The 15,711-nt window shown below is 67.9% G+C and carries 13 protein-coding genes and 1 pseudogene; 6 read left to right on the forward strand and 8 right to left on the reverse strand.

Features of this window, described 5'->3' with window-relative positions; all coding sequences use genetic code 11:
- Positions 1 to 4: 4 nt before the first annotated feature.
- Positions 5 to 997 carry a Bug family tripartite tricarboxylate transporter substrate binding protein gene (locus QTI20_RS04940; RefSeq protein WP_286549687.1) on the reverse strand — a complete coding sequence of 331 codons (993 nt, stop codon included), beginning with the start codon at positions 995 to 997 and terminating at the stop codon, positions 5 to 7.
- Between the two features lie 152 nt (positions 998 to 1,149).
- Here QTI20_RS04940 and QTI20_RS04945 point away from each other — a divergent pair, with 152 nt between their 5' ends.
- From QTI20_RS04945 to QTI20_RS04970, 6 genes are all read left to right on the forward strand, one after another.
- Positions 1,150 to 2,082, forward strand: coding sequence for a LysR family transcriptional regulator (locus tag QTI20_RS04945; protein ID WP_286549684.1), 933 nt, complete (start codon positions 1,150 to 1,152; stop codon positions 2,080 to 2,082).
- A 58-nt stretch (positions 2,083 to 2,140) separates the two neighbouring features.
- Positions 2,141 to 3,445, forward strand: a complete 1,305-nt coding sequence (locus QTI20_RS04950) for a sigma-70 family RNA polymerase sigma factor (RefSeq protein ID WP_286549681.1) — start codon at positions 2,141 to 2,143, stop codon at positions 3,443 to 3,445.
- A gap of 103 nt (positions 3,446 to 3,548) precedes the next feature.
- Entirely contained in the window at positions 3,549 to 5,933 is a 2,385-nt protein-coding gene (gene fhuE, locus QTI20_RS04955) for a ferric-rhodotorulic acid/ferric-coprogen receptor FhuE (protein ID WP_286549678.1), read from the forward strand.
- An 88-nt stretch (positions 5,934 to 6,021) separates the two neighbouring features.
- Positions 6,022 to 6,585, forward strand: a complete 564-nt coding sequence (locus QTI20_RS04960; protein WP_286549677.1) for a sugar O-acetyltransferase — start codon at positions 6,022 to 6,024, stop codon at positions 6,583 to 6,585.
- A gap of 175 nt (positions 6,586 to 6,760) precedes the next feature.
- Positions 6,761 to 7,897 (forward strand): serine hydrolase, encoded by a 1,137-nt coding sequence (locus QTI20_RS04965; protein ID WP_286549674.1) that lies wholly within the window; start codon positions 6,761 to 6,763, stop codon positions 7,895 to 7,897.
- Positions 7,830 to 8,879 carry a serine hydrolase gene (locus QTI20_RS04970; protein ID WP_286574151.1) on the forward strand — a complete coding sequence of 350 codons (1,050 nt, stop codon included), beginning with the start codon at positions 7,830 to 7,832 and terminating at the stop codon, positions 8,877 to 8,879. The genes QTI20_RS04965 and QTI20_RS04970 overlap by 68 nt, the downstream gene beginning before the upstream one ends.
- 77 nt (positions 8,880 to 8,956) lie before the next feature.
- Here the strand turns inward: QTI20_RS04970 and QTI20_RS04975 are convergent, their stop codons facing one another.
- The 7 genes and pseudogenes from QTI20_RS04975 to QTI20_RS05005 form a co-directional block, all read right to left on the reverse strand.
- Positions 8,957 to 12,058, reverse strand: coding sequence for a zeta toxin family protein (locus QTI20_RS04975; protein WP_286549671.1), 3,102 nt, complete (start codon positions 12,056 to 12,058; stop codon positions 8,957 to 8,959).
- On the reverse strand, positions 12,055 to 12,408 hold the full coding sequence (locus QTI20_RS04980) for a hypothetical protein (RefSeq protein ID WP_286549669.1): 354 nt from the start codon (positions 12,406 to 12,408) through the stop codon (positions 12,055 to 12,057). The genes QTI20_RS04975 and QTI20_RS04980 overlap by 4 nt, the downstream gene beginning before the upstream one ends.
- A gap of 66 nt (positions 12,409 to 12,474) precedes the next feature.
- Positions 12,475 to 12,987, reverse strand: coding sequence for a zeta toxin family protein (locus QTI20_RS04985; RefSeq protein WP_286549668.1), 513 nt, complete (start codon positions 12,985 to 12,987; stop codon positions 12,475 to 12,477).
- Positions 12,984 to 13,337: a hypothetical protein gene (locus QTI20_RS04990; protein ID WP_286549667.1), complete on the reverse strand. Its 354-nt coding sequence runs from the start codon at positions 13,335 to 13,337 to the stop codon at positions 12,984 to 12,986. Before QTI20_RS04990 ends, QTI20_RS04985 begins: the two co-directional genes overlap by 4 nt.
- Positions 13,338 to 13,376: 39 nt before the next feature.
- Positions 13,377 to 13,955: pseudogene (locus QTI20_RS04995) on the reverse strand (zeta toxin family protein).
- On the reverse strand, positions 13,952 to 14,305 hold the full coding sequence (locus QTI20_RS05000) for a hypothetical protein (RefSeq protein ID WP_286549666.1): 354 nt from the start codon (positions 14,303 to 14,305) through the stop codon (positions 13,952 to 13,954). Before QTI20_RS05000 ends, QTI20_RS04995 begins: the two are co-directional and overlap by 4 nt.
- 440 nt (positions 14,306 to 14,745) lie before the next feature.
- Positions 14,746 to 15,705, reverse strand: a complete 960-nt coding sequence (locus QTI20_RS05005; RefSeq protein ID WP_286549664.1) for an aldo/keto reductase — start codon at positions 15,703 to 15,705, stop codon at positions 14,746 to 14,748.
- Between the last annotated feature and the right edge of the window lie 6 nt (positions 15,706 to 15,711).

Genomic DNA, 15,711 nt, shown 5'->3' on the forward strand with positions numbered 1-15,711 from the left:
CGCATCAGTCCAGGGAAATCTGCAGTTGCCGGATCAGGTCGCCGTTGACCTTGGCTTCCTGCGCAATGAAGCGCGCGAACTCCGCGGGCGTGCTGCCCACGGGCTCGGTGCTGATGGCCGCGAGGCGGGTGCGCAGCTCGGCGCCCTTCATCACGCTCGCGATCTCGCCGGCCAACCGCTGCACGATGGCCGGCGGCGTGCGCGCCGGCGCCATCACGCCGGCCCAGGCGTAGGCCACGAGCTCGGGATGACCCAGCTCCTTGAGGCTGGGCACCTCGGGCAGCAGCGGCGAGCGGTCCTGCCCGGTCACGGCCAGCGCCGTGAGCTTGCCCGGGCGGATGTGCGGGCCCATGGCCGAGATCGCGTCGAACATGAAGCCCACGCGGCCGCTGACCAGGTCGGTGGTCGCGTCGGCCGTGCCCTTGTAGGGCACGTGCATCGTGCCCTTCATGCCGGTGGTGCGGGCGAAGCGCTCACCCAGCAGGTGCGCGGCCGAGCCCACGCCGCTGCTGGCGAAGCTCTGCGGCGCGCCGGCGTCGCCGCCCGAGCGCACCAGGTCGTCGAGCGTGCGCAGGCCCGGGCGCGCCGTGACCAGCACCAGCGAGGTCCGCGTGAGCTGCGCGACGGGCGCGAGGTCGGCCGGCTTGTAGGGCAGGCTGCGGTAGAGCGCCTCGTTGTTGGCATAGGCGCCGATCACCACCAGCAGCGTGTAGCCGTCGGGTGCGGCCTTGACCACGAGGTCGGTGCCCAGGATGCTGTTGGCGCCGGGCTTGTTGTCGATCACCACCGGCTGGCCCAGCCGGGCCGAGACCTCCTTCATCACGTCGCGCGCGATGATGTCGGTGTTGCCGCCGGCCGGGTAGGGCACGACGACGCGGATCGGCCGGTTCGGGTAGGCCTCCTGCGCGCCGGCCAGGCCGATGCCGACGCTGGCCAGGACGGCGAGGGCGGCAAGGCGCAGCGCGCCGCGCGCCCGGTGGGCGGATGTCTTGTGCATGTCTGTTGTCTCCGTTGCCAGCGTCTGGGGCGCCGGGAAGAGGCCGGCCGCGTCGCGCTGTGCGGCCCATTATGGAAATCGACCGGCCGTGCGGCCAGACCTATCATGGGGTTTTGCGATAACGATCTGGAATCGACCGCCGACCCTCCGCCATGCAGCTCAAGGACCTCCAATCGTTCAGGATCGTGGCCGAACTGGGCAACCTGCACAGCGCGGCCGACGTGCTGGGCGTGACGCAGCCGGCCCTGTCCAAGGCCATCCAGCGGCTCGAGACCTCGCTGGGCGTGCGGCTGTTCGAGCGCACGCCGCGCGGCGTGGCGCTGACCGCCATCGGCCAGGCGCTGTACGCGCGCAACCTGCGCCTGGGCCAGATGGTCGACGACATGCGCCAGGAGGTGCAGGACCTCAAGACAGGCCAGTCGGGCGAGCTGCGCATCGGCACCGTGCCGGCCGTGGTCGAGTCGGTGGTGACGCCGGTGCTGGCCTCCTTCCTGGGCGCGCCGCGCGCCGTGCGCTTCCAGGCCCATGTGCAGCTCAGTGGCGTGCTGATGCACCAGCTCGAGACCGGCGCGCTCGACTTCGCGATCGCCGCGGTGCAGCCACAGACGCCGGCCGCGCTGTCCTGCGTGCCGCTGGGCGAGCAGCAGTCCTTTGTGGTCGCGCGCAAGGGGCACCCGCTGCTGCGGCGCCCCTTCACGCTGCAGGACATGGCGGCCCAGGCCTGGGCGCTGCCGCCCTCGAACATCGCGCTGCGCGCCTGGGTCGAATCGATGTTCGCCGACGCCGGCATCGAGATGCCGGCCGCCTTCCTGCAGACCGACGCCTCGCCCGCGGTGTTCGCGCCGCTGGTGCGCGCCAGCAACCTGCTGACCGTGATGACCGCCGATTCGCTGGGCGCGAACACCGGCGTGGGCCTCGCGGCGCTGCCGGCGCCGGCGCCGGTGTGGGCCTTGCAGATCGGGCTGTTCTGGCGCCGCAACGCCTACTTCTCGGCCGTGATGAAGGACTTCCGGGACCGGGTGGTCGAGGTGTTCAGCGCGCGCGATGCGCGGCTCGACCGGCGGCCCCTGCGGGCCGGACGCTGAGGCCCTTGCTTCGGCCGCGGGTCTTGTCGGATCTTGCTTTCTATTGAGAATCATTCTCATGACCGGCTATGATCCCGGCCTCATGAACCCGACCACGCCGTCGAACGGCGCTCTTCTTTCCGTCTTCGAGCAGCACTACGCCGAGCTGGTGCGCTACATCGCGCGCCGCACCGGCAGCATGGAGGACGCGCGCGGCCTGGCGCACGACACCTGGCTGCGCATCGCCGAGCGCGCGCCCGGCACGGAGGCCGAGCTGGCCGATCCGCGGGCCTACCTGTTCACCGTCTCGCACAACGTGGCGATGAACCACCTGCGCCGCGGCAACTGGCTGCAGGGCTACCTGGCCGAGTGCGAGCAGGTCGAAGGCGCCGCGCCGGCCCAGGCGCCCGACGTGGCCGAGAGCGCGATGTACCGCCAGGCCGTGGCCAGCGTCGAGGCCGCGCTGGCCGGCCTGCCGGCGCGGGTGCGCGACACCTACCTCGCGCACGGCCTGCACGGCGAGAAGCAGGTCGACATCGCGGCGCGCCTCGGCCTGTCGATCGACACCGTCAAGCGCGACATCGCGCAGGCCACGCGCGCCATCGAGCAGGCGCTGCATCAGTGGCGTCACACCTCGGACCAGGACAAGACGGCCGCCGCGCGCACCGGCCGCCGCAGGTCGCTGGCCGCGCTGCTGGGCGTGTTCGCCGTGGGCGTGACGGGCACGGCCGCGTGGCAGCACCTGCAGCGCGAATCGATGCGTTTCCAGGCCACGCTGGCGACGCTGCGGGGCCGCATGCTGCAGCGCAGCCTGCCCGACGGCTCGGAACTCACGCTCGATGCGCAGAGCCGCCTCGACGTCGACTACACGGCCGCGCGCCGCCTGACGCGGCTGCACGAAGGCGCGGCCTTCTTCGCGGTCCGGCGCGACGAGGCGCGGCCCTTCGTCGTGCAGGCGCTGGGCGTGGAAGTCACGGTGCTGGGCACGCGTTTCGGCGTCGAGATCGACGGCGGCCGCGGCGTGATCGTGCAGGTCGAGTCGGGCCGGGTGCGGGTCGATGCCGGCGGGCACAGCGCCGAACTCGGTGCCGGCCAGAGCCTGCGGATCTCCGAGGCCGGGCAGGTGCTGACCCGCGTCGTCCGCCCGGCGGCCTGGCGCCAGGGCGAGCTCGAATTCGACGCCGTGCCGCTGGCCGATGCGCTGGCCCGCGTGGCGCGCTATGCGCCCGCGGCGCTGCGCGTCACGCCCGCGGCCGCACGCCTGCCGATCAGCGGCAAGGTGCGCGTGGCCGAAGCCAACGGCTGGCTGGCCTCGCTGCCCAGCGTGCTGCCGGTGCGCGTCGAGCGGCAACCCGACGGCAGCATCGACATCGCGCACCGCTAGCCGCACAACGCACGCGTCTCACCCACAAAAAAGTCTGCCCCGTTTTTTCGCCTCGTGGGTCTTACAGGTTGTGAACCCGAAACAACCAACCAAGGTCCCCGTCATGCAGAAGAAACTCCAGGCCCGCCGCACCGGCTTGGCACGCGCCGTTGCCGCCCTCGGCTTTGCGCTGTCCCTCCAGGCCGCCCTGGCCCAGAACGTCGCCTTCGACATTCCCGCCCAGCCGCTGGCGAGCGCGCTCAAGGCGCTGGCCGACCAGGCCGGCCTGCAGCTGGCGTTCTCGCCCGCGCAGGTGCAGGGCAAGCAGGCGCGCCGCCTCCAGGGCACGCGCGATCCGCGCAGCGCGTTGAACGAACTGCTGCAGGGCTCGGGCCTGCAGGGGCGGGTGGAAGGCACGACGCTGACGGTCCAGCCGCTGCCCACGGGTGTGGCCGACGCGACGCTGCCCTCGGTCACGGTGAGCGCGCAGGCCGATCGCAGCGGCACCACCGAGGGCACGGGTTCGTACACCACCCGCGCGACCGCGGCCGCGACCGGCCTCGCGCTGTCGCTCAAGGACACGCCGCAGTCGGTCAGCATCGTGACGCAGCAGCGCATCGAGGACCAGCACCTGCAGAGCCTGACCGAGATGCTGGCCAACACCACCGGCATCTCGGCCAGCATCAACGACGGCAACCGCATGACCTACTACGCGCGCGGCTTCTCGATCACCAACTTCCAGTACGACGGCATCCCCACGGCCGGCACCTCGAACTGGTATGCGGGCGAGAGCGAACTCGATGCCGCGCTCTACGACCGCGTGGAGGTGGTGCGCGGCGCCACCGGCCTGCTGACGGGCGCGGGCAACCCGGCCGCTTCGATCAACCTGGTGCGCAAGCATGCCGACAGCAAGGTGCTCGCGGGCGAGGTCTCGCTGGGCGCGGGCTCGTGGAGCAGTTACCGCGGCTCGGTCGACCTGAGCACGCCCATCACGGCCGACGGCCGGGTGCGCGGCCGCATCGTGGCGGCCTACCAGGACAGCGATTCCTACGTGAAGCTCAGCAACGTGAAGAAGAAGGTCTTCTACGGCGTGGTGGATGCCGACCTCACACCCTCGACCAAGCTGAGCATCGGCGCCGACTACCAGGACAACGACCCCAAGGGCACGCCCTGGGGCGGCTTCCCGCTGTGGTACGCCGACGGCAGCCGCACGAACTGGGACCGCTCCGCGACCCCGGCGGCGAACTGGTCGTACTGGGCCACGCAGACCGAGACGGCCTTCGCCACGCTCGAGCACCGCTTCGACAACGACTGGAAGGCCCATGTGGGCCTCACGCACAGCAAGCAGTCGCTCGACACCAAGCTGCTGTTCCTGATCGGCTGGCCCGATCGCACCGACGGCCTGGGCATACGCGCGATCGGCAGCATCTACAACGGCTACCGCGAGCAGGACACGCTCAATGCGCAGTTCAGCGGCCCGGTCGAGCTGCTGGGCCGCAAGCACGAGCTGACCTTCGGTCTGATCAACAGCGAGCAGAAGTACCGCTACGACTACCGCCAGGCGCAGAACCTCGCGCCCGTGGTGTTCGACGGCAACTGGAACGGCAGCTACCCCGAGCCCGACTGGAGCGCCAACCGGACGCTGGACGAAGGCAAGGTCACGCAGCGCGGCGTCTACGGCGCGGCGCGCTTCTCGCTCAACGACCGCGCCAACCTGATCGTGGGCGGCCGCTACAGCAGCTGGCGCGACCGCAACGTCGACTACCTGCGCGACGACAAGAAGTTCATTCCCTACGCCGGCCTGACCTTCGACCTCACGAAGAGCGCCACCGCTTACGCGAGCTACACCGGCATCTTCAACCCGCAGGATGCGCGCGACCGCAATGGCCGCTACCTCGACCCGATCATGGGCAAGAACTTCGAGCTGGGTCTGAAGAACAGCTTCCACGACGGCCGGCTCAACACCTCGGTCGCGCTGTTCAGGATCCAGCAGGAGAACCTCGCGCAGGCCGACGGCGACTTCCTGACGCCCGGCGGCCTCGACCAGGCCTACTACGGCGCCAAGGGCGTGCGCAGCACGGGCGTGGACATCGACGTCTCGGGCGAACTGCAGCCGGGCTGGAACCTGTCGGGCGGCTTCACGCACTACACGGCCAAGGACGCCGTCGACGCGACGGTCAGCACCAACCAGCCGCGCACCCTGCTGCGGCTGTTCACGACCTATCGCCTGGGCGGCAGCTGGAACAAGCTGACGCTGGGCGGCGGCGTCAACTGGCAGAGCAGCAACTACACCATCGCCAACGGTCCCAACGGCCAGGAGCGCGTACAGCAGGATGCCTATGCGCTGGTCAACCTGATGGCGCGCTACCAGTTCGATCCGCGCCTGTCGCTGCAGCTCAACGTGAACAACGTCTTCGACAAGGCCTACTACAGCCAGATCGGCTACTACAGCCACGGTGCCTGGGGCGCGCCGCGCGGCGTGCTGGCCACGCTCAACTACAAGTTCTGAGAACGCGTGAGGTCATGGCGGCGATCCACGCCCCATGTGGCCCCCTTGTCCGACAGCGACGAGGGCGGAGGCTGGCCACAATGAGGTCATGACCCTCGACACCCGCACCCAGAAACAGAAGATGCTCGCCGGCGACCTCTACGACGCCGGCGACCCCGAGATCCAGGCCGACCTCGCGGCCACGCGCGAATGGCTGGTGCGCTACAACGCCTCGCTGGGCGGCACCAGCGCCGAGCGGCACCGGCTGCTGGTCGAGCGCTTCGCCTCGGTGGGGAAGGGCGCGGGCATCCGTCCGCCCTTTCATTGCGACTACGGCTTCAACATCTCGGTCGGCGAGGGCGTGTTCCTCAACTTCAACTGCGTGATCCTGGACGTGGTCGAGGTCACGATCGGCGACAAGACGCAGATCGGCCCCGGCGTGCAGATCCTCGCGGCCGACCATCCGCGCTCGCCGCAGGAGCGCGCCTCGGGGCTGGAGTTCGGCCGGCCGATCCACATCGGGCGCAACGTCTGGATCGGCGGCGGCGCGATCATCCTGCCGGGCGTGACCGTGGGCGACGATGCGCTGATCGGCGCGGGCAGCGTGGTCACGCGCGACGTGCCGGCGGGCGCCACGGTGGTGGGCAATCCGGCGCGCGTGCGCACGGCCTAGCCAGCGCGATCCGCAACGCGCGGCATTGGCCTGCATGCGTGCAGGACGATGCCGACGGCCTCCGCGCCGGCCTGGGGTCACCATGGCTCGCATGATCCTTGCGCTTCGACGCCGCGCACCGTTTCGCGCTTTCTTCCCCGTTCTTCCCTCCGCCGCCACCCGGCGCCTGACCGCGATGGCCCTGGCCGCCGGACTGGCGGGCGGGGCCACCCTGCCGACGCGGGCCCAGACGCCGCCCCCGGCGGTGGCCGCGCACAGCCCCTGGGCCGATCACCTGCGCGCCGACCTGGCGCGCATCGACGCCGCGGGCAAGGCCCGCATCGGCGTCTACGTGCAGGACCTCGACACCGGCGAGGCGCTTTCGTACAAGGCCGACCAGCGCTGGTACCTGGCCTCGATGGTCAAGGTGCCGGTCGCGATGACCGTGATGCGCGGCATCGAGCGTGGCGACTACACGCTCGACACGGCCGTCACGCTGCGCGCGTCGGACTACGTGGACGGCGCCGGCACCACCAACCGCCAGCCGGTGGGCCAGCCGATCCCGATCCGCGTGCTGCTCGAGCAGATGATCATCTACAGCGACAACACCGCGACCGACATGCTGATCGACCTGGTGGGTATCGCCGAGGTCAATGCGCTGGTCGAGTCGCTGGTGCCGGAGGGCTTTCGCCGCATCACCAGCCTGGGCGCGATCCGCCGCACGCTCTACGGCGCGCTCGCGCCGGGGGCCGAGCAGCTGGGCGGCAAGGACCTGCTGCTGCTGCACCGCGAACGCTCCGATGCCGCGCGGCTGCAGTTGCTCTCCAGTCTGGTGGACGTGCCGGTGGCGCGCTTCAAGCTGCCCAGCCTCGACGCGGCCTACAACGCCTACTACGCGAGCGGCCTCAACTCGGCGCGGCTCGATGCCTATGGCGCGCTGCTCTCGCAGCTGGTCGGCGGCCAGGCGCTCGCACCCGAGTCGACGGCCTATCTGCTCCAGCTGATGGAGCGCGTGGCCACGGGCACGCACCGCATCAAGGCGGGGTTGCCCGCGGGCGTGCGCTTCGCCCACAAGACCGGCACCCAGCGCCGCCGCACCTGTGACGGCGGCCTGGTGCGGCTGGCCGAGGCCGGCCAGCAGCGCCGCGTGCTGGTGGTGGCCTGCACCCGTGACGAGCCGTCGCTCGACCAATCCGAATTCGCGCTGATGCAGGTGGGCGCCGCCGTCTGCCGGTCCGGCCTGTTGACCAAGGGAGTCCATGACGATGAAGCGATCTGCCATGCCGCGCCTGCTCTGCGCGTTGACCGTCGGCCTGTGCCTGCTCGGCCTTGAGTCCGCGCGGGCGGCGGACTGGGACGCAGGGCTCAAGCAGGAGATCGAACGCATCGACCGCGAGTCGCCGGGCAAGCTGGGCGTGTACGTCAAGCGCCTGAAGCAGGGCGACAGCTTCAACTACGGTGCCGACCAGCGCTGGTACCTGGGCTCGACGGTGAAGGTGCCGATCGCGATCGCGGTGCTGCAGCAGGTCGATGCGGGCCAGCTCAAGCTGTCCGACACCATGACACTGGAGCCCGGCGACCGGATCGAGGCCGGCCAGCTGGTGTGGCGCAAGCCCGGCGCGGTGATCAGCATCGACGAATTGCTGCAGCGCATGCTGGGCGACAGCGACAACACGGCCGCGAACATGCTGATCCGCAAGGTCGGGCTCGCACAGGTCAACCGCAGCGCGCAGGCGGCGATGGGCGCCGACGGCCTCGGCACCTTGAGCACGCTGGCCGAGGTCCGCTACGACGTGTATGCCGAGCTGCACCCCGATGCGCGCAAGCTCTCGAACGACCAGCTGGTGACCATCGCCTCGGCCCCCATGGGCCCGCAGCGGGTGGAGGCGCTGCGCCAGGCGCTCGACGTGCCGGCGTCGGCGTTCCAGGTGAAGACCATCGACGAAGCCTATGACCGCTACTACCGGCGCGGCCTCAACGCGGCCACGCTGGTGGCCTACGGTGCGATGCTTGAGAAGCTGGTGCAGGGCAAGCTGCTCCAGCCCGCGAGCATGCAGAAGCTGTTCACCGCCATGAAGATCGACATCTTCACCAACTACCGGCTGCAGGCGGGCCTGCCGCGCAGGGTGAAGTTCATCCACAAGACCGGCACCCAGCACCGCACCGCCTGCCACGCGGGCGTGATCCAGCCGCAGAACGGCGGCGCCGATGCGATCGTGGTCGCGACCTGCGCGTCCGGCCTCGACGAGCAGCGCGAGGCCGGCAAGGTGTTCGAGCGGGTGGGGCGGGCGATCACGAAGACGGTGTTGGACTGAGGGTGCGGCTTCCAGCGCGCGTTCGCATCGGGGTGGCTGCGCGAGCAGCGACCGGCGGTGGAGCGAGGCCGGTGCCGCTACCGTCGGAGCCCCTGCTCGTTCCCCTGCTGTTGTTGCTGCAACCACTGCTGCGCCGCGTGCAGTTCGCGCTGCTGCGTCGCTTGCGCCAGCTGCTTGAAGCCCTGCTCGGCGGGTATACGCGCCGCCTGCACCGGATCGACCATCGCCGAGCTCAGGCAGCGCAGGCCGCCCCACGGCGCATGGCCGACGAGCAGCTTGAGCTGGCCATTCGTATCGGGTTCCAGCGCCACCACATCCAGGCGCTTGGACAGCGGCTGTGCCTTGAAGTCGGCCAGCGCCTGCGAAGCGATGCTGGCGCTCTGCTGCGTATCCCAGCGGCCATGCTGCGCGACCACCTCGTAGATCTTCTGGAAGTCCTTGTGATCGGGATGCGCGGGATCGCGTGGATCGGTCTGGCGCACGGGTGCAGCAGGCTCGGTGTGAACCGCCGGGCGCTCGTCGTTCCTCTGGCCGCTGAGCCGCGCGATCTGTTCCCGAGCGGCAACCAGTTCGGACTCCTTCGCTGCCCAGCGGGCCTGCATCGCGGGGCTGTCGCCCGCAGCGGCTTGCGTCTGCTGCGGATACGGGAACGTGGCGGTGCGCTGTTCATGCGCAGAGGTGGATTGCGCAGGTCGAGACGGTGCAGCCTGCGCAGAAGCAGGAACCACTGGCATCGTGACGCCGGCATGGCCCGGCGAAGACGCGTGGATCGCGGGCGCTCGCGTCTGTTCATCGGGCAGCGGAGCCGGCATCGTCACTTCCCGCTCGAACTGTTTCTGCACAGGCATCTCGCTCAACAGACGCCCTTGTGTGCGTTCCTGCGTGCGACTCACCGAAGGGAGTGACGGACTCGGCTCGTGCCTGAAGCGCTCCCGGTCCTGCTGCTGCGCCAGGGCCAGGCCTCGCATCAGGTCCTGCTCCTGTGCCTGGTGCATGCGGTACGACGGGCTGCCCTTGACCAGAGTGGAAGCATCCAGCTTGCCGACGGCCTGCAAGGAACCGACAGAGATCTGCTCGGGCTCGTCGCGGCGCTTGTGGGCCTCGGCGAAGGGCATGCCACCGGGCGTGGGCGTCATGCGTTGTTCGTGCGTGGGGATAGGGTGGGCGGGCTCCCGATGTGCGGCGGGCCGTGTGGGGCCCGGAAGAGGGGACCCTTGCGACGTCAATTGCTTGCGCGTGGCCTCGAGCTCATCGCGCACGCGGCCCTGCGCGGTGTTCGTGCCGTAAAGGCTGCCCGGCGTGGTCCACTGCCCGTCCTCGCCCCGTGTGTAGGTATGCCCGTCGGAGGCCGGCAACTGGTCGGGCGGCGTCTGCGCGGCCTCGAGCACAGCCGCAGGCACCGGCCCATGCTGCTTCCACCCATGCTGGTCGTAGGCCCGCTGGTAGCGCGCGGCGATGGCCTGCGGGCCCTGGGCAATGTTGTGGGCGATGGCGGCCTGCGTGGCACGGTCGAGCTGCAGTGCCTGCTCGGGACTGGCCGTGACCGTGCGTTGGACCGGCATGCCGTGCGTCAGGGGCGTCGCCGGCGCGAGGGTCTGGCGTGTCCAGGTATGGCTTCGCGGGTCGCGCAGCCACGGCTGATTGGCAGCTGCCAGTCCCGGCAGCACCGTTTCACCGGTGCTTTCCGGTGGCTGCCGGAACGGGTCCTGAAGTGCTGGCCCGCGGGCCAGCGCCAGTTCGACGGCGGTGCTGCTGGCTTTGTAGTTCAGTTCGTCGGCCAGCCGTGGGGCGGCGTGCATCAGCTGGCTCTTGTAGCCAGCGGCTTCGGACGGACCTTGCGGGCCAAACTCACCGGGGCGTGGCAGGCGTGTCCAGCCTTGTTCCGGGTGCTGGGGGTCAAGCTTCCAGACGTTGCCGTCGCTGCCGCGCTGGCTGTGGATGCGAGCCTGGTCGGCGGCGTCCATGATCCTGTCGCCGGCGACGGCACCGATCATGCCGCCGGCCAGGCCCAGGGCCATGGCGCCGGGGCCGGTCTCGATGCCGGCCGCCGCCGCCATCGAGCCCACGGCCATGGCGCCACCGGCCATGCCGAGGTTGCGGCCCGCGAAGTGCATCACCTGCGACTGCGCGCCGGTCAGGTTGCCCTGGTCGAGCAGTCGGGAGGCTTCCCGGCCCGTGGTGATGGCATCGGGGATCTGGGCGGCCGCGCCAGCGACCTTGAGGCCGAGGTGGACACGCGCGATGCCGGGCTCGATGCGTACAGCGCGATCAACGGCGGCGGCTTCGGTCGCGCCACGCTGGACGTCCGTTTTGATCTTGAGCTCGTTGTTTTCGCGCAGGACGTTTTGCGCGGTGGGTGGCGTCACTTTGGGATGGCGCGGCAAGGCTTCGGGAAGCTGCTGCTCCCAGGCTTGCTGCTTTTGCCATTTGTGGTTCAGGCCGCGGGTGCGCTCCGGGTCGGTCAGGCGGGCTTCGCGAGCCTGCGCCAGCGCCGCGCCTGGCTTCAACGGGCTGGTGCGGCTGTCGTAAAGCTCGGCGCCTTCGCGGTTGAAGATGCGGATGCGCGCGTCGGGCAGTTGCGCATGCACCTTGTCGAGGTTGGCGGGCAGGCTGTCGTAGACGCTGCTGCGGACTTCCTGGGGGACGAAGCGGCCGTAGCCCTTGTTGTCGAGGTCACGGGCGAAGCGTTCATGCACGCCATGTTCACTTTCGAGGCGGTGCGTGGCGAGCACGCGCACCTCGACTTCATAGGGATGCGTTGGCAGGGCCTGCATCTTCTTCATTTCGCCGATCCAGTGGTCGGCGCCACCCAGCGTCGTGTCGAAGACGATGTTGCGTCGGCCTTCGACGAAGGCGTGGTTCAGTTTATCGGTCCAGCCTCGGGCGTCCTGGTGGGTGTGGCTTGCCCATGTGTAGGGGTGGGTTTCGCGGAGCTTTTCGACATCGCGATGGAATTTGCGCGTCTCATCGAGATCAAGCTTGACAACGTTGCCGGTGAACTCTTTCTCAACAGCGCTGGCTAGACCACCCTTGCCAGCACCTGGTTGGCCTGCCAGGACGATGGCGCGAGGATATTTCTGTGCGGCGGTCTCCTGAAAGCCACTTTCTGGAAAGATCTTTTCGGCATAGATACGGTTATGCGTGGCTTCGTCTAAGGTCCATTCCGTCGCGTGACTCATTGGAAGTCCTTTTCATAGGTCTTAAAGTAGTTCCAAAGATCGTCGTCGGCATGTATGGAACGTCTTGCCTTACTAATCGTCACTCTCTTTCGCTTTGCTTGTTCAGCAGCTTCCGAGTCCCCTCGTGCTGTAGCTTGCTCTGCCTCTTTGTCCGCATCACCCCAAATTGCATCAAACGTGCCCTCCAGCAGCCAGATGGCACTGTCAAAGCTCAGGGCACCCAATGGGCCGGAGTGGCTCTTGGTCAAGCCACCCTGTAGTTCTTCAATCAGCTCCGGATATTCTTTGAGCAGTTCGCGCACCGTGCGAGGCACGGGTGGCGGCGGGAGATTCAGGTGCTTGCGGTTCATTTGAATGGTCTCTTTGCTTAGGCGTCGGTACGGACTTTCTTGAAAATGCAACGGCCAATGCCCTTCTTATCGGGGTGCCAGCGAAACGCTATGCACGCTATGTTCACTTTCTAGGCAGTGCGTGGCGAGCACGCGCACCTCGACTTCATAGGGATGCGTCGGCAGGGCCTGCATCTTCTTCATTTCGCCGATCCAGTGGTCGGCGCCTCCCAGCGTCGTGTCGAAGACGATGTTGCGTCGGCCTTCGACGAAGGCATGGTTCAGTTTGTTGGTCCAGCCTCGGGCGTCCTGGTGGGTGTGGCTTGCCCATGTGTAGGGGTGGGCTTCGCGGAGATGCTTGTAGTGCTCGTGGAATCGACGTTTCTCGTCGAGATCAAGAGTGACTACGTTCCCGGCAAACTCTTTCTCGGCAGTCTTGACTAAGCCGCCTTTGCCGGCACCCGGTTGGCCTGCGAGCACGATGGCACGAGGGCGTTCCTGTGGAGTCGTTTGATCAAACCCGCTCTTTGGGAAGACTTCGTCAGCATAGATCCGGTTGTGCGTCGCCGGGTCCAGAGTCCACTCGGTGGGGCGGCTCATTGGAACTCCTTCTCATAGGTTTTGAAGTAGTCCCAAAGATCGTCGCCAGCATGGATGGTGCGCATTGCTTCATTAACCGCAATCTTCTTCGTTTCAGCTCGTTGGATCGCGTCAAGCTGATCGCGTGCCTTGGCTTGATTTCCCTCATCCCGCGCATCAACCCAGTCTGCCTCCAACATATCTTTCAGCAGCCAAACGGCTCGCTCAAAGTCCATAGGGCCGCGTGGACCATAGTGGAGGCTGGTCAGAGCTTCTTGAAGTTCTTCAATCAGCTCCGGATAGACTTTGAGCAATTCGCGCACGGTGCGAGGCACGGGTGGTGGCGGAAAATTGAGGTGCTTGCGGTTCATTTGAATGGCCTCCTTGAGTGGGTCGTCAGTGCGGGAGTTTCAGGACCGGTGGTCGTAGACGCTGCTGTGGACTTCCTTGTGAACGAAGCGGTCGTGGCCGTATTTGTCGAGGCCAGCAGCAAAACGCTGATGTACACCATGCTCGCTCTCCAGGCGGTGCGTGGCGAGCACGCGCACCTCGACTTCATAGGGATGCGTTGGCAGAGCCTGCATCTTCTTCATTTAGCCGATCCAGTGGTCGGCGCCACCCAGTGTCGTGTCGAAGACGATGTTGCGTCGGCCTTCGACGAAGGCGTAGTTCAGTTTATCGGCCCAGCCTCGGGCGTCCTGGTGGGTGTGGCTTGCCCATGTATAGGGGTGGGTTTCGCGGAGATGTTTGTGGTCCGGGTGGTACTCGCGCTTTTCGTCGAGATCGAGAGTGGCGACATTGCCGGCAAACTCCGTCTTCGCGGCGTCCGCCAAGTTACGCTTGCCAGCACCGGGTTGGCCTGCCAGCACAACGGCACGAGGATGCTCCTGCGAAGTAGTTCTGCGAAAGCCGCTTTCGGGGAGAACTCGTTCGGTATAGATCCGATTGTGAGTGGCCTCGTCCAAGGTCCATTCCGTGGCGCGACTCATTGGAAGTCCTTTTCATAGGTCTTGAAATAGCTGGACAGATCGCCGTCGCCGGACGCATCCAGCCTTGCCATTGCGATCGCCATGGCTTTCTCATCAGCCCGACGGACTGTCTCCTGGTCGCCCCGTGCCTTGGCCTGGTCGGATTGCTCGTGTGCATCGACCAAATCCCCACCCAGCATGTCCTTCAGCAACCAGATGGCACTGTCAAAGTTCAAAGCACCCAGTGGGCCGTAGTGGCTCTTGGTCAAACCATCCTGTAGTTCTTCAATAAGCTCCGGATAGTCTTTGAGCAATTCGCGCACGGTGCGAGGCACGGGTGGCGGTGGGAAATTGAGGTGCTTGCGTGTCATTTGAATGGCCTCCTTGAACGGGTCGTCAGTGTGGATTCTTTGCCACCGGGGTGTTGGTGCACGTGCGCATGCAGCTTGTCGAGGTGGGCGAACAGGCTGCCGCAAATGCTGCTGCGCACTTCCTTGGGACGAAGCGGCACTTCTTCTTTCTCAAGCCCCGAGTCTCCAGCGATCCCAGGTACCCATGTTGGGTGCAGAGCGACAGCCTCCAGCAACTCCATTGGACCGAACGGCCCGTAAGGCAGCCTCTTCCATTCGCCCTGAACGTGGGTCGGGCCGGGACGGCACGTGTCCAGGTCATGGTCTTCCCTTTCGCGCTCTTCGGCGCAGTCTTTCCGACGATCGATGTGTGACGCGCGAAAGCGTAGCACCGCGATGCCCGGGAAGGGAAGCCGGCGGGCGGGCGGGAGGTACGCCGCCGAACGCTGGCTAGCGCGGCGTCAAGACGCCGCCGTCACCGACGCCGCATGCCGCCGCCAGAAGGCCGCATCCGGCACGGTGCCGAAGCCCGCCTTCGCGTTGTCCGCCATGTGCTCGGGCCGGCTGGTGCCGGGGATCACGCAGGTCACGGCCGAGTGGCTCAGCGTGAACTTGAGCAGCACCTGAGCCCAGCTGGTCGCACCGATCTCGGCCGCCCAGCCGGGCAGCGGCTTGTCGCGCAGCCCGCGCAGCAAACCGCCGCCGCCGAAGGGCTGGTTCACGATCACGGCCACGCCGCGCTCGGCCGCGAGCGGCAGCAGGCGCTGTTCGACCGCGCGGTCGTCGATCGAATAGTTGATCTGCAGGAAATCGAGCGTCTCGGCGCGCAGCACCGCCTCGACCTCGCCGAAGGCCGAGGCCGTGTAGTGCGTGATGCCGATGTAGCGGATGCGGCCGCTGGCTTTCCATTCGCGCAGCGTCGCGAGCTGGGTGCGCCAGTCGACCAGGTTGTGCACCTGCATCAGGTCGATGCGCTCGGCCTTCAGGTGCGCGAAGGACTGTTCCATCTGCGCGATGCCGGCCTCGCGCCCGCGGGTCCAGACCTTGGTCGCGAGGAAGGCCTGGGGGCGGTCCTTCGATGCAGCCAGCAGTTCGCCCGTGGTCTGCTCGGCGCGGCCGTACATCGGCGAGCTGTCGAGCACCGTGCCGCCTGCGTCGAACAGCGCCTGCAGCACGCCCGGCAGGCGCCGGTATTCGTCGCTGCCCGGCGCGTGGCCGAAGCCGACCCAGGTGCCGCAGCCGATCACGGGCAGGGCTTCCTTGGTCGAAGGGATGGGGCGGGTGTTCATGGGGGTTTTCTTCTGCGCCGCGGCGCCGAAGGGCAGGCCGGCGGTGGCGACGCCGGTCGACAGGCCGACGGCCATGCGCAGCACCTGGGCGCGCGTGAGTCCGGCGGGGTGGGCGTGGGGCAACGGTGGCATGGCGAC

The organism is Variovorax sp. J2P1-31, from assembly GCF_030317215.1.
Taxonomy (GTDB): domain Bacteria; phylum Pseudomonadota; class Gammaproteobacteria; order Burkholderiales; family Burkholderiaceae_C; genus Variovorax.